At 52.1% G+C, this 13,763-nt stretch carries 12 protein-coding genes and 1 rRNA gene; 5 read left to right on the plus strand and 8 right to left on the minus strand.

Going from position 1 to position 13,763, the window contains the following annotated elements:
* Positions 1–73 precede the first annotated feature (73 nt).
* Positions 74–1,608, minus strand: a 16S ribosomal RNA gene (locus tag ACQYWX_RS27435).
* Positions 1,609–1,961: 353 nt separating this feature from the next.
* Complete coding sequence (tyrS, locus tag ACQYWX_RS27440; protein ID WP_216740054.1) at positions 1,962–3,164, minus strand: tyrosine--tRNA ligase; 1,203 nt, start codon at positions 3,162–3,164, stop codon at positions 1,962–1,964.
* Between the two features lie 224 nt (positions 3,165–3,388).
* Here tyrS and ACQYWX_RS27445 point away from each other — a divergent pair, with 224 nt between their 5' ends.
* The gene (locus tag ACQYWX_RS27445; RefSeq protein WP_216740053.1) at positions 3,389–4,810 is read left to right on the plus strand and encodes an OapA family protein; all 1,422 of its coding nucleotides are present in this window, start codon (positions 3,389–3,391) and stop codon (positions 4,808–4,810) included.
* Positions 4,807–5,913, plus strand: a complete 1,107-nt coding sequence (locus ACQYWX_RS27450) for an anhydro-N-acetylmuramic acid kinase (protein ID WP_431687029.1) — start codon at positions 4,807–4,809, stop codon at positions 5,911–5,913. The genes ACQYWX_RS27445 and ACQYWX_RS27450 overlap by 4 nt, the downstream gene beginning before the upstream one ends.
* A gap of 23 nt (positions 5,914–5,936) precedes the next feature.
* On the opposite strand, the gene ACQYWX_RS27455 is transcribed toward ACQYWX_RS27450, so the two are convergent.
* The 5 genes from ACQYWX_RS27455 to argC form a co-directional block, all read right to left on the minus strand.
* Entirely contained in the window at positions 5,937–6,398 is a 462-nt protein-coding gene (locus ACQYWX_RS27455; protein WP_431687030.1) for a hypothetical protein, read from the minus strand.
* Positions 6,399–6,410: 12 nt separating this feature from the next.
* Positions 6,411–6,764: an iron-sulfur cluster insertion protein ErpA gene (erpA, locus tag ACQYWX_RS27460; protein WP_127973679.1), complete on the minus strand. Its 354-nt coding sequence runs from the start codon at positions 6,762–6,764 to the stop codon at positions 6,411–6,413.
* Between the two features lie 105 nt (positions 6,765–6,869).
* Positions 6,870–7,379, minus strand: a complete 510-nt coding sequence (locus tag ACQYWX_RS27465; protein ID WP_279501744.1) for a bactofilin family protein — start codon at positions 7,377–7,379, stop codon at positions 6,870–6,872.
* A gap of 2 nt (positions 7,380–7,381) precedes the next feature.
* Positions 7,382–8,107, minus strand: a complete 726-nt coding sequence (locus ACQYWX_RS27470) for a DUF6776 family protein (protein ID WP_216740049.1) — start codon at positions 8,105–8,107, stop codon at positions 7,382–7,384.
* Positions 8,108–8,275: 168 nt separating this feature from the next.
* A complete protein-coding gene (gene argC, locus ACQYWX_RS27475) occupies positions 8,276–9,307 on the minus strand; it encodes an N-acetyl-gamma-glutamyl-phosphate reductase (protein WP_431687031.1) in 1,032 nt (343 codons plus the stop codon).
* A gap of 225 nt (positions 9,308–9,532) precedes the next feature.
* Here argC and ACQYWX_RS27480 point away from each other — a divergent pair, with 225 nt between their 5' ends.
* The 3 genes from ACQYWX_RS27480 (at position 9,533) to hemL (ending at position 13,174) form a co-directional block, all read left to right on the plus strand.
* Complete coding sequence (locus ACQYWX_RS27480) at positions 9,533–11,338, plus strand: chloride channel protein (protein WP_431687032.1); 1,806 nt, start codon at positions 9,533–9,535, stop codon at positions 11,336–11,338.
* A gap of 39 nt (positions 11,339–11,377) precedes the next feature.
* Positions 11,378–11,800 carry a protoporphyrinogen oxidase HemJ gene (gene hemJ, locus ACQYWX_RS27485; RefSeq protein ID WP_216740046.1) on the plus strand — a complete coding sequence of 141 codons (423 nt, stop codon included), beginning with the start codon at positions 11,378–11,380 and terminating at the stop codon, positions 11,798–11,800.
* Positions 11,801–11,893: 93 nt separating this feature from the next.
* Positions 11,894–13,174 (plus strand): glutamate-1-semialdehyde 2,1-aminomutase, encoded by a 1,281-nt coding sequence (gene hemL, locus ACQYWX_RS27490; protein WP_279501739.1) that lies wholly within the window; start codon positions 11,894–11,896, stop codon positions 13,172–13,174.
* A gap of 100 nt (positions 13,175–13,274) precedes the next feature.
* Here the strand turns inward: hemL and ACQYWX_RS27495 are convergent, their stop codons facing one another.
* Positions 13,275–13,757: a tetratricopeptide repeat protein gene (locus ACQYWX_RS27495; RefSeq protein ID WP_431687033.1), complete on the minus strand. Its 483-nt coding sequence runs from the start codon at positions 13,755–13,757 to the stop codon at positions 13,275–13,277.
* Positions 13,758–13,763: the final 6 nt, after the last annotated feature.

Below are 13,763 nucleotides of genomic sequence, written 5' to 3' on the forward strand. Positions count from 1 at the left end.
CCTTAAGTAAGCTCTCTACTCGCCAATCAAGCAATTTGTTGTGGACGCCAAACTGAGACAGTTGGATATCGTTTAAGGAGGTGATCCAGCCGCAGGTTCCCCTACGGCTACCTTGTTACGACTTCACCCCAGTCATGAATCACACCGTGGTAACCGTCCCCCCGAAGGTTAGACTAGCTACTTCTGGTGCAACCCACTCCCATGGTGTGACGGGCGGTGTGTACAAGGCCCGGGAACGTATTCACCGCGACATTCTGATTCGCGATTACTAGCGATTCCGACTTCATGGAGTCGAGTTGCAGACTCCAATCCGGACTACGAGACGCTTTAAGAGATTAGCTCCACCTCGCGGCTTCGCAACCCTCTGTACGCCCCATTGTAGCACGTGTGTAGCCCTGGCCGTAAGGGCCATGATGACTTGACGTCGTCCCCACCTTCCTCCGGTTTGTCACCGGCAGTCTCCCTAAAGTTCCCACCCGAAGTGCTGGCAAATAGGGACAAGGGTTGCGCTCGTTACGGGACTTAACCCAACATTTCACAACACGAGCTGACGACAGCCATGCAGCACCTGTCTCAGAGTTCCCGAAGGCACCAATCCATCTCTGGAAAGTTCTCTGGATGTCAAGGCCAGGTAAGGTTCTTCGCGTTGCTTCGAATTAAACCACATGCTCCACCGCTTGTGCGGGCCCCCGTCAATTCATTTGAGTTTTAACCTTGCGGCCGTACTCCCCAGGCGGAGAACTTATCGCGTTAGCTGCGCCACTAAAGTCTCTAAGGACCCCAACGGCTAGTTCTCATCGTTTACGGCGTGGACTACCAGGGTATCTAATCCTGTTTGCTCCCCACGCTTTCGCACCTCAGCGTCAGTTTTTGGCCAGAGGGCCGCCTTCGCCACTGGTATTCCTCCAGATCTCTACGCATTTCACCGCTACACCTGGAATTCTACCCTCCTCTCCAAAACTCTAGTCGCCCAGTTCTAAATGCAGTTCCCAGGTTGAGCCCGGGGATTTCACATCTAGCTTAAGCAACCGCCTACGCGCGCTTTACGCCCAGTAATTCCGATTAACGCTCGCACCCTCCGTATTACCGCGGCTGCTGGCACGGAGTTTGCCGGTGCTTCTTCTGTGGGTAACGTCAACTGCAGCTGATATTAGCAACTGCCCTTTCCTCCCCACTGAAAGTGCTTTACAACCCGAAGGCCTTCTTCACACACGCGGCATGGCTGGATCAGGGTTGCCCCCATTGTCCAATATTCCCCACTGCTGCCTCCCGTAGGAGTCTGGACCGTGTCTCAGTTCCAGTGTGACTGATCATCCTCTCAGACCAGTTACGGATCGTCGCCTTGGTAGGCTCTTACCCTACCAACTAGCTAATCCGACATAGGCTCATCTGTTAGCGCAAGGTCCGAAGATCCCCTGCTTTCCCCCGTAGGGCGTATGCGGTATTAATCCGAGTTTCCCCGGGCTATCCCCCTCTAACAGGCAGATTCCTATGCATTACTCACCCGTCCGCCGCTCGTCAGCTCCCGAAGGACTGTTACCGCTCGACTTGCATGTGTTAAGCCTGCCGCCAGCGTTCAATCTGAGCCATGATCAAACTCTTCAGTTTAAAGAGTGTGAATCATTAAGATTCTTAATCTTGCTCAAGTTAAAACTACTGTACTCTTGAGTGATTGCTCACTCATGAATTGTACGAGTCACTAACTTAAGACTTAATCTTTTCCAGATCCGCCTCAGTTAGCGCCCACAACAAATTGCTTGATTAACTTTTTAAAGAACTTTCTCTTCCGAAGACTCTCTCCGACCGAGGCGCGCATTCTACACTTTCGTTTCTCAGTGTCAACTCCTTTTTAGCGCCGCCGACTCTCTCGAACCAGCTCTCTCCCTCCCCTCCGACCGGCTTCCCCGTCGAAGTGGGGCGCATTATACGCACCCCTTAATTTCGCGCAAGCACTATTTTCGTTATTTCACAAAAACCTGCGCTATCTTCTTCTTGCCCGCCTGAATCACGTGCTCGCTCCCTCTTTGCACCATAAAGCTCGCGTCAACCTGCGCGCCATCCACGAACACTGCACCTCGACCCAGAACGTCTTTCGCCGCCGCGCCATTCTTCACCAAGTCGGCTCTACGAAGAATATAGGATATGGAAAACTCCACCTGGTCATCGCTTTCTTCTAGATGAACAGCTGGAACGTTTTCTGGGATCTCTCCCAATTTAACTTGGTTGCCCGCTGATTTATGCGCATTCTGCGCCGCCTCTCCACCGTGAAAACGAGCGACAATCTCTTCAGCAAGCAGTCGCTTAATATTTTGAGGATTTTCTCCGGCGTTGACCTGTCCTTTAAAATCTTCAATTTCCGCCATATCCCGAAAACTTAAGAGTTCGAAGTAGCGCCACATTAATTCGTCAGGGATAGACAGCAACTTACCAAACATCTCCCCAGGCAAATCATTAACGCCGATATAGTTGCCCAGAGACTTCGACATTTTTTGCACGCCGTCCAGACCTTCCAGGATCGGCATTGTCATAATTACCTGAGGCTCCTGGTCGTAATGCTTCTGCAGCATACGCCCCATCAAAAGATTAAACTTCTGGTCAGTTCCACCCAATTCAACGTCGGCGCGCAAAGCAACAGAGTCATACCCCTGCACTAAAGGATAGAGAAACTCATGGATCGAAATCGACTGCTCATTATGATAGCGCTTGTGAAAATCGTCGCGCTCAAGCATACGCGCAACGGTATATTGACCAGCCAAACGAATCATATCCGCCGCAGAGAGCTTATCCATCCATTCGCTATTGAAGCGAACTTCCGTTTTTTGTGGGTCCAAAATTTTGAACACCTGCTCTTTATATGTCTGCGCGTTTCGAGCCACATCTTCCTTCGTTAATGGAGGACGGGTTGCGCTCTTGCCGGTAGGATCTCCGATCATTCCCGTAAAATCGCCAATCAGGAAAATGACCTGATGCCCCAGATCCTGAAACTGACGTAGCTTATTAATAAGAACCGTATGCCCTAAATGCAAATCAGGCGCAGTCGGATCGAAGCCCGCTTTAATCCTGAGCGGCTCACCCCTTTTTAACTTCTCAACCAATCCTTCTTCTTGAATAATTTCTTCCGCACCGCGCTTTATCAGCGCTAAAGACTCTTCTACAGATGGCATTACAGACGCCCTATTTGCAACTTGTTACGCTATTAACACTTAGTAATCGATATTCATGACCCTTGTCACGAACGCAGCACCAGGCAACGGCTTTAATATGACCCGGGGGCGCGATAGTATAGCAGCATTTTTCGCCAGCCAAACTGTTTGATATATGCACAGTTTCCAAAAACGCTTATACTCTATAGTTAAAGTTTTTTACAAACATCTGGACTTAACCTTCGATGTTAATTAAGAAAATATTACCCAAGTTTTCACGGATACATTTCCTGGCGGTTGCGGCCGCAGGATCTATGCTCGGATCAGCGCTCATTCTCAGCCCATCCGAGCAAGCGGCGGCAGGCCGCATTACCCTAAACATTCCTTTAGACGGTCAGCCCACCAGCCAAGCTGATTCCAGCAGCCCTCTCAAGGACTTACCCGAAGATAGCGCATCAGCAAAGATCAAACCGCTGATCCCCTCAACAGCAGAGCCAGCCACAGAGACGCCCGCTCCGGCTACAGTTGAACCCGAAATAGCCTGGAACGAATTTGAGGTTAGAAACGGAGACAGCCTGTCCTCCCTGTTTAAAAGAGCCGGGGCTTCAAGCGCCGAGCTGGCGCAGATGGTGGACGATATTCCCGGCAAAGAGTGGACTCAGATTTTTCCTGGAGAAAAGCTGGACTTTGCATTCGACTCGGAAAACAAACTTAGCGCGTTGCGTATTCATCGTAGCCAGTTAGAAAACTGGCTGATCAACGCCAATGCCGAGAGTAAATTCGAGCTTGAGAAAGTCGTACTCAAACCTGATGTGCAGACCGCTTACGCTGAAGGCGTGATTAAATCGGCGCTGTTCATTGACGCGAAAAACGCCGGCCTGCCGGATAGCCTAATCATGGATTTGGCGAACATTTTCGGCTGGGATGTGGACTTCGTGCTGGATATTCGCAGTGGAGACTCGTTCAAGCTGGTTTATGAAGAGCTTTTCCTTGATGGCAAAAAAATCTCCAACGGCAACATCCTTGCCGCTGAGTTCACAAATCAAGGCGAGACATATACTGCCGTGCGCTATGAAGACCAGGAAGGCAAAACGGGCTACTTTACCCCAGATGGAAAGAGCCTGAAAAAAGCATTTTTACGCACACCAATAGATTTCGCTCGTATATCCTCCCATTTCAATTTACAACGTAAGCATCCTGTTCTTCATAAGTTCCGCGCACATAAAGGAACTGATTACGCTGCGGGGCGCGGCACGCCAATCAAGGCGAGTGGAGACGGCAAAGTGATTTTTGCGGGCCGCAAAGGAGGTTACGGCAACGTAGTGATTCTGCAGCATGGCCAATCCATTACTACGCTCTACGCTCACATGAAAGGATTTGCTCGCGGCATCAAAAACGGCAAGCGCATTAACCAAGGTCAAGTTATTGGTTACGTAGGCAGCTCAGGTTTGGCGACAGGACCTCACCTGCACTATGAGTTCCGCGTCAACGGAGTACACAAAAACCCGGTAACAGTGAAGTTCCCTCATGCGCAACCTGTCGCCAGCAATGAAATGTCTCGCTTTAAAGAGCAGGCCCAAACGGCGCTAGCCCAAATGCAGGCCTACTCTGACAGTTATCAGGTCGCAAAACGAGATAGCCTAAGCTCCGACAACGCGGACTTATGAACGATCAGGAAATATTCGCCGGACTCATGTCCGGCACCAGCCTGGATGGTGTGGATGCAGCCCTGGCGAAGTTCCAGGGCGAACTTCCTGAAACTATCGCAACGTCCTTTACGCCATTTCCTTCTGATCTGAAATCCAAACTTCATAACCTTGCCGTCGCAGACAGCTGGCGTCCAGACGAATTGTTCGCAGCCGAAAGCCAGCTAACCCTGTTATATGCCGAAGCAATAAAAGACCTCCTGAACAACTCCGATATCGATAAAAGCCGAATTCGCGCAATCGGCTGCCACGGCCAGACTATCCGACATCGACCAGCGACAAGCTGGCCATACACCTGTCAACTCACCAACCCCAGCCTACTGGCGGAGAAAACGGGAATCACCGTTGTTGCGGACTTTCGGCGCAGAGATATCGCAGCGGGCGGCGAAGGCGCGCCTCTGGCGCCAGCATTCCATACGCATGCCTTGCAAAATCGTTTTCCCAATTGCGCCGTCGTTAATATTGGCGGGATCGCCAACATCACTCAATGGTCGGAAACAGCCAACTCCGTTGTTGGTTTCGATTGTGGGCCAGGCAACATGCTCATGGATGCCTGGTGTTCGCATGCATTCCAACAGAGTTGGGACCAAGGCGGACAAATAGCCAGGACGGGATCGATTAATCACGCATTATTGCAAGAAATGAAAAGGGAGCCCTTCTTCTCCCTCCCTGCTCCCAAAAGCACAGGTCGAGAGCTGTTTAACCATGATTGGCTACAGGCCAACCTGCAAAAAGCGGCATCCGTTAGCGATAAAGATATTCTGGCGACGCTCACTGAACTGACGGCTCAAACAATCTGCGAAGCTCTAAACGCCAACACTCTCACCAATCTCTTTGTCTGCGGCGGCGGCGTGCATAACCTCTTTTTGATGGAAAGACTTCGCCATCATCTGCCTCACGTTTTGGTGCAAGGAACAGACAGCGCGGGCATTGATCCGGATTTCATGGAGGCAATGGCTTTCGCCTGGCTGGCTATGCGAACATTAGATGGATTGCCGGGCAATATCCCAGCGGTAACTCGCGCTCAAGGAGAGAGAATATTAGGGGCGATTTACCCCGCCTGATACCTTGTCGTAATTAGCCCAGACTAAAAGTCCACGTAGCCTTTCTCTTTCAGCTTTTTTTCTTCCGCGGGACCATAAGGCACTATTTCGACAAAGGGCGGCAATGAACTGCGATCGATATTGTGTATGCGCAAATAGGTGTTGCACACTCTCACGTCAATCACGCGAAAAGCATCTAATTGCGCAGCTTTGTCTACGATAGATTTGAACTCTGGGTAATTCATTTTGGCGAAATACTCGACTTCAGGTCCATGCAGGACAAAGGCGATGGGACTGCCAAGAGAGTAACCATTCTCTCCCTCCAGCAGTTTGGAAGCCCGTTCAAACAACTCAGCAATTTCCTCTGGCGTATGAAGTTCGATCTTCGCCAGATAATTCAGAGAGTCGGTTGCGATGGCGGGACTGGTTTCCGGCCTGTCCGCTGCGTGAAGTGAGAAAGAGAAAACAGTCAGCCACAGTAATGTTAAGTAGCGGCTGAACTGCATATATCTGACCCTTTATATAGAGAAGGAGCTACCGCAACCACAAGTGGTCGCAGCATTCGGATTCTTAATAACGAACTGCGCGCCTTCCAAACCTTCACGAAAATCAACTTCCGCACCGACAAGATATTGGTAGCTAAGCGAGTCCACAACCAGACGCACACCGTCTTTTTCGACAATCGTGTCGTCTTCGTTTACAGCTTCATCAAAAGAGAAACCATACTGAAACCCTGAACAGCCGCCTCCAGTAACAAATACACGCAGGCTCAGCTCATCATTCCCCTCATCCTCAATCAGAGACTTCACCTTCGCCGCAGCGTTATCAGTGAAGATTATAGGGGTTGGTTCATATGTCTCAGCGACGCTCATAGTTCCTCCCGCCGCAACTTTTGTTGCTAGCGCTCTATACTCGGCAATTAAAAAAGTAGGATGCACGTGAATTATCTATTTATCCTACTTAATCGGTCAACTATATCAGTGACTCGCCAAGTTGATCAGCTCAGGTTGATCGCCAGCGTCATCCTGAGTCTTACCTGCTTTTTTATCTTCTTTTGTCGCTTTCTTCTGTTCGGATTTATCCGTAGCCGTCACCGTGGCGGTTGAAACGCTTTCTTTGCTATGCACTAGGTTACCGTTTACTTCCGCGCCCATCGCCATTTCGATCAGGTTGTAATAAACGTTGCCAGTGATAGAGGCTTTCGGCGCCAGCTCGATATGCTCCGAGGAGTAGACGTCACCGTTCACTTTACCATTGATGATAATGTGCGGCGCAATGACGTCTCCATTCACTTCGCCGACATCACTGACTCGCACTATAGCGTCTTCATCAGTTGTATCAGCCTTAATCTTGCCCAGTATCTTGCCGTCAATGTGCAGACCGCCAGTAAACTGCAGGTCGCCTTTGATTTCCGTGCTGCGTGAAATCAGCGTATCGAAGTGCCCGCCATTGACATTTTTTGATTTGGTTTTCTTTTTCCCGAACATTCTTACTCCCCGACCTTCCAATCGAAGGTTCTTTCTATTTTCGTTGCTTTTTTCCCGGTTGATTGCGCCACTACCTGAATCTGCTCAGGAACGAAGCCTTCCGGCAACTCCATTTCTCCAGTAAGATCCTGGAAATAACGAAATCTGAACTTAACCCCCAACTCCTCGGCTCCATCGACATCCCGCAACGGCAATATCTCTTTTTCGCCACCTTTTACTCCGATCAGGTTCACCGCCACAACGCCTTGGATGTAGGTTTTGTTGTCAGCCACTTGCGTTAATACCAGTTTATACTGAAACCTTCGATTTTCCCGCGTAGGACGAATTTCCATACGCTGAACCTGCAGGCCGGTATCCTCATCGGAGGGAGCCATGATGTTCTTGTAAAAAGCGATATCCTCACGTAACTGTAAGTTTGCGCTTTCCAAATCGCGAATAGTCTTCAGCACGTCCGTGCTGGCGGCCTGATCAATCGCTTTCCCTCGCTCCAGGTTAGCCACCTGTTGCGCCAGCTCAGTGGCGCGCCTTTCCGCTATGACCAGCATCCGGTTGAGTTCTTGATTTTTAGAGCCCAGCTTTTCCTTTCTCAGGTCAGAGAAATACCATCCCATGGCGATGCCGCCAGTAATGCTGATAATTATGGCCAGCCATGCCAGAGCCCGTTTTTTAAGCGTTTCTCCCGGGCGGTAAGGTACGACGACCAGTTTTTCGTTTGCATTGGTAGACATTGACGATTGATACCGATTCTGAAGTGTCCATAACCTTACGCGCTATTTTAGTATTCTCTACTAACTCATTGTCGGCAAAGTTATTTTTTGTGAATTTAGGTAGCAAGCCAAACACCGTCACGCATTTGGCTTGAAATACGCCTTTTCAGTAGGGCGCTCTGGACAAAATTAAGGCAGCGCAGCGATGAGATTCAATCCCGCCGTCTCTGGCAACCCCAACATAATATTCATATTTTGTACGGCCTGACCTGCTGCGCCCTTCACTAGATTATCGATCACTGAGAGCACAATCACCACGTTAGATTCAGGTTGCCGGTGCAATGAGATGCGACACAGGTTAGAGCCTCTTACCGAACGCGTCTCCGGCAGGCTGCCAAAAGGCATTACATCGACAAAAGGTTCATCTGCATAGAACGACTCAAATAACGCCTGCAGATCGTCGTTATCCTGTTTCAGTTCCGCATACAAAGTGGCTTCTATGCCTCTGATCATTGGCACGAGATGAGGCACAAACGTCAAACCAACCGGCTCACCAGCCGCCAAACTGAGCCCCTGTTTAATTTCTGGCAGATGGCGATGTCCTGATGCGCCATAGGCTTTGAAGCTCTCGCTGACTTCACATAGCAGATTAGCGATTTTGCCTTGCCTTCCGGCGCCGCTCACACCGGACTTGGCGTCTGCGATCAGACGCTGTGTATCCACCAGCCCTTTGCTTAACAGAGGCAAGAAACCTAACTGGACGGCTGTGGGATAACATCCTGGGTTAGCGACGAGTCGAGCGGATTTAATCGCCGCCCGGTTCACCTCCGGCAAGCCGTAAACAGCTTCAGCCAGCGCTTCGGGGGCAGTATGAGGCAGACCATACCAACGACTCCACAGTTCCGCATCTCGGATACGGAAGTCCGCTCCCAAGTCCACCACCCGCGTCCCTTTGGCCAGCAATTGCGGAACCATTTCCAGAGCGACGCCATGAGGGGTGGCGAAAAACACCAAATCGCACTTTGATAGCTCTTCGACATCTGGGGCGCTAAAGCGTAAGTCTGTAAAACCGCGTAAATTGGGGAACATTTCCGCAACAGGAACGCCAGCGTCTCCTCGCGACGTTACTACCGCCACTTCCGCCTCTGGATGAGCCGACAGCAACCTGATCAACTCAACGCCGGTATATCCAGTGCCGCCGACAATGCCAATTTTAACCACGAGCTTACTGACCTCCGCTAAATGCCGAACCAATTTCCCCGCACAGCCGTGGCCGCGCCGGACAATACTCTAATAAATTCGCTATACTAGCAGCTTTCCGACACCCGCGCAGAGTCAGCTTTCCTGAATTGCGGGCGGCGCTATTACATTCCACCCTCTGGCTATAAGCCATGGCTGCATCACCTGTCGAGCAAACTCAGCAACAAGTTTGAATGGGAGAGGTTTGTGCTCAAACCAAACGGGAAGAAAACGCAAAAACAACAGGTTTCCGCGCTGGCTCTCAAACTGGATTTGCTATTCCAGTCTTTTCGTCGCCGCGTCGCCAGCTATGAGGCGCTGCCGCAACTCGCGCTGTTGGGTTTTCTATCCGGCTTGGCCACTGGCTTGGTCATTCTCTTGTTTCGAGCGGCAATTGAACTTCCTCTCGGTTACCTCCTGCCAGGCGACAGCGCGGAGAACTTTGAGCAATTAACGCCGCTGATGCAGTTCTGCCTGCCGATTGTCGGTGCGCTTATTCTTGCCCTATGGCTGATGCGACTGGGTGTGCAACAGCGCAAAGTCGGCGTCACTCATGTCATGGAGCGACTGGGCTACCACCAGGGTTATATTTCCCTGCGTAGCGGACTACTGCAGTTTTTCTGTGGCGTCGCCACCTTGGCCACGGGCCAAAGCGCGGGACGAGAAGGCCCCGCCGTGCATCTTGGCGCCACCAGTTCCAGCTTATTGGGTCAGTGGATGGGGCTCCCTAACAACAGTATCCGCATGCTGGTGGGTTGCGGCACCGCTGCGGCGGTGTCCGCATCCTTTAATACTCCCATCGCCGGCGTCATCTTCGCGATGGAAGTCGTCATGCTGGAATACACGATCAATGGCTTTACGCCGATTATCCTGGCGGCAGTAACCGCCGCCATCGTATCTCAGCCTATCTATGGCGATGACCCGGCTTTCGTTGTTCCAAATTTCAGCCTGAACTCTCTGGTGGAACTGCCTTACATTGTGGCTGTCGCCATATTGATCGGCATGTGCTCAGCTCTGTTCGTCAAAATCATCAGCCAGACCACGGAAAAGGTGAAAACGCCTATTCTTTGGCGTTTATTGGCGGCGGGGCTCATGACTGGCTTGGTCGCGTTGGCGCTACCTCAAATCATGGGCATTGGTTACGACACGGTTAATGACGCCATCGCCGGCAACATTGGTTTCCTGCTGCTTCTGACCATCGCACTGGCGAAGCTGCTTGTTACTGCGACGACCATCGGACTGGGCATGCCAAGCGGGATTATCGGCCCCACCCTCTTCATCGGGGCGACTCTCGGGGGGGCGCTCGGCGTTCTGGCGAACATACTGATGCCAACCCTGGCCTCAGAGCCTGGGTTTTACGCCGTGCTAGGCATGGGCGCGATGATGGGCTCCGTTCTACAAGCGCCGTTGGCCGCAATCATGGCGGTGATCGAGTTGACCCGAAACCCCAACGTCATTCTCCCGGCGATGCTAATCATAATCGTGTCCAGCTTGATCGCTTCCCACTACTTTCGACAGCGCTCGGTGTTCCTGACCATTCTGCAATTACAGGGGTTGGATTACCGCGCGGAGCCGCTAACTCTGGCTCTGCGCCGCGTAGCGGTGGGCGCCATCATGGAAAGAAGCATCAAACGCTCACAACAGAAATTAGTATGGGGTGAAGCAAAAGAACTGCTGCGCACAGAGCCGCGCTGGATCATCATTGAAAGCGACGGAGGCCCCCGCGCCATCCTGCCTGCTGCGGATTTGGCCCGCTATCTGACGGAGGAAGAAGGCAAACCAGATTTTAACGCCGAAGAGGCGTCACTGGACTTGCTCAGCATCCCTGCACAGCGGCGAGACGTGGCGTCCTTACACGTCCAGGCCACCCTGGAAGAAGCGCTGGACCGACTAAACGCCACAGGTGTAGAAGCCCTCTATGTCGAGCGAACGACCGCCCCATTGATCAAACCCATTATTGGCGTGATCACCCGGGCGGACCTGGAATCTTACTATCAGTACAAAAGCAAATAAGCATTCACTAATGCGATCAAGCAGAACAAGGAGCGCAGCATGCTTTGGATAAAAGCCTTTCATATTATCGCCATGGTGTGCTGGTTCGCTGGCATTTTTTACCTGCCGCGCTTATTCGTCTATCACGCCATGAGCGAGGATGAAATCAGCAAGGAGCGTTTCAAAATTATGGAGCGCAAGCTGTATCGCGGCATCGCCACCCCGTCGATGATCATTACTGTGGCCTTGGGCCTGTGGCTGCTGTCATACAATTTTTCGGGCTATCTCGCGCAGGGATGGATGCATGCCAAACTGACAATGGTCGTGGCCTTAATCGGCTATCACTTTTACTGCGGGCATATCTTAAAAGTATTCAAAGAAGACCGTAACCAACGCAGCCATGTCTTTTACCGCTGGCTCAACGAAGCCCCTGTGCTGGTGTTGGTCGGCGTAGTCATTATGGTGGTGGTGCGTCCTTTTTAAGCGCAGTTTTTCCGGCATTTGCATTCCCCATCCGGAGTTCCGACAATGCGCAACATAATTTGTCCTTTTTAAGCCATAGATACAGGAACAGGCATGACTATCTCAGAAGAACTTTTCAGCCGAGCCCAGCAACATATCCCCGGCGGCGTCAATTCGCCGGTGCGCGCGTTTCGCGGTGTCGGCGGAGCCCCGGTATTCTTCAGCAAAGGCGAAGGGGCGTATCTATTCGATGAGGACGATAAGCGCTATATCGATTATGTCGGCTCCTGGGGTCCAATGATTCTGGGTCACGCCCATCCTGACGTACGTCAGGCTTTAGAGCGCCAACTCGTCAACGGCCTGGGTTTCGGCGCGCCTACTCGCATCGAAATCGACATGGCGGAAAAAGTCTGCGAGCTGGTTCCCTCCATTGAAATGGTGCGGATGGTGAACTCCGGCACCGAGGCAACCATGAGCGCCATCCGTCTGGCTCGCGGGTTCACTGGAAGAGACAAGATCGTTAAATTCGAAGGCTGCTATCACGGCCATGCTGACTCACTGTTGGTGAAAGCAGGCTCCGGCGCACTGACCCTGGGTATTCCCGACTCCCCTGGCGTTCCCGCCAGCGTGGCGGAACACACGCTTACTTTGACCTACAACGATGCGGTCATGGTCAGGGAAGTTTTCGCCCGCCACGGGGATGAAATCGCCGCGATTATTGTTGAGCCTGTCGCCGGCAATATGAATTGCATCCCACCCGAGCCCGGCTTTCTGGAAACACTGCGCACTGTCTGTGACGAGCATGGGTCTATCTTGATATTCGATGAAGTCATGACCGGTTTCCGCGTCGCTCTGGGCGGAGCTCAGCAGGTTTATGGCGTCAAACCCGACCTGACCACCCTTGGCAAAGTCATCGGCGCGGGTCTGCCGGTCGGCGCATTTGGCGGTCGCCGTGACGTCATGTCGCATATCGCCCCACTGGGTCCGGTTTATCAGGCAGGAACGTTGTCCGGCAATCCTCTGGCCATGGCTTGTGGCTTGACCATGCTGAACAAGATCAGCGAGCCGGGCTTTTACGACGCACTGAACGCTAAAACTGAAGCACTGGCGAAAGGTTTACAAGAGCGCGCGCAAGCAGCGGGCGTTCCCCTGACCATTAATCAGGTTGGCGGCATGTTCGGCTTCTTTTTCAGTGAAGAGAAGAAAGTTTCCCGCTTTGAGCAAGTCACCCGATGCGACCTGGAGCGTTTCCGCAAGTTCTACCACGGCATGCTGGATAAAGGCGTGTACTTGGCGCCATCCGCCTATGAGGCGGGATTTGTCAGCGCAGCGCACTCCGACGAGGACATCCAAGCGACGCTGGATGCAGCCTCCAGCCTGTTCGCCTCGATGTAATGCTGAGCGGCGGGAATGTCCCGCCGTTATCTTCAAAATCAGATTGGATCTACAGGGAAGCCTTAACAGCTTCCCTTTTTCAGGCCCAATAAACTCCCGCTTACTTACCCTGCGCCTGACGCGCTTTATCCAGGGAGTACATAGCAGATTCCTTGAAAGCTTTATCATCGCCCGCCAAAGACAACGCCTTCAGACACAGTTGCTCGGACTTGGCAAAGCGCTGTTGCTCATAGTGCAAGCGCGCCATCACCAGATAAACGTCGCCTGCTTTTGGCGACATACGCTGCGCCCTCTCTACCATCAACATCGCCTGATCATAGCGCCCTTCGCGAGCGGCGGCCTCAGCATTCGCCAGCATTTGACGAGCCGCCGGCGTGGGCTCTACCCGGGAAATACGCACCGGAGGTGAAACCGGTCGTCCCGTGCGATCCGGTTGCTGCGGCGCAGCAGTTTCTGTCGCCGGCGTCGAAGGTTGAGTCTCTGGACCCGCCTCTGTCGTAGCGCTGCGATAAGGGTTCACCCCGCAACCGGTCATCACCGCCAAGATTCCCACCACACAAACTCTATTCAGCAATCGCATCATTATTAT

It is taken from the genome of Hahella sp. NBU794 (assembly GCF_050749805.1).
Taxonomy (GTDB): Bacteria; Pseudomonadota; Gammaproteobacteria; order Pseudomonadales; family Oleiphilaceae; genus Hahella.

Bases quoted from the DNA above. Each gene is read 5' to 3' on its own strand.
- tyrS (WP_216740054.1), bottom strand. From the start codon at position 3,164: ATGCCATCTGTAGAAGAGTCTTTAGCGCTGATAAAGCGCGGTGCGGAA.
- ACQYWX_RS27445 (WP_216740053.1), top strand. From the start codon at position 3,389: ATGTTAATTAAGAAAATATTACCCAAGTTTTCACGGATACATTTCCTG.
- ACQYWX_RS27450 (WP_431687029.1), top strand. From the start codon at position 4,807: ATGAACGATCAGGAAATATTCGCCGGACTCATGTCCGGCACCAGCCTG.
- ACQYWX_RS27455 (WP_431687030.1), bottom strand. From the start codon at position 6,398: ATGCAGTTCAGCCGCTACTTAACATTACTGTGGCTGACTGTTTTCTCT.
- erpA (WP_127973679.1), bottom strand. From the start codon at position 6,764: ATGAGCGTCGCTGAGACATATGAACCAACCCCTATAATCTTCACTGAT.
- ACQYWX_RS27465 (WP_279501744.1), bottom strand. From the start codon at position 7,379: ATGTTCGGGAAAAAGAAAACCAAATCAAAAAATGTCAATGGCGGGCAC.
- ACQYWX_RS27470 (WP_216740049.1), bottom strand. From the start codon at position 8,107: ATGTCTACCAATGCAAACGAAAAACTGGTCGTCGTACCTTACCGCCCG.
- hemJ (WP_216740046.1), top strand. From the start codon at position 11,378: ATGCTTTGGATAAAAGCCTTTCATATTATCGCCATGGTGTGCTGGTTC.
- hemL (WP_279501739.1), top strand. From the start codon at position 11,894: ATGACTATCTCAGAAGAACTTTTCAGCCGAGCCCAGCAACATATCCCC.
- ACQYWX_RS27495 (WP_431687033.1), bottom strand. From the start codon at position 13,757: ATGATGCGATTGCTGAATAGAGTTTGTGTGGTGGGAATCTTGGCGGTG.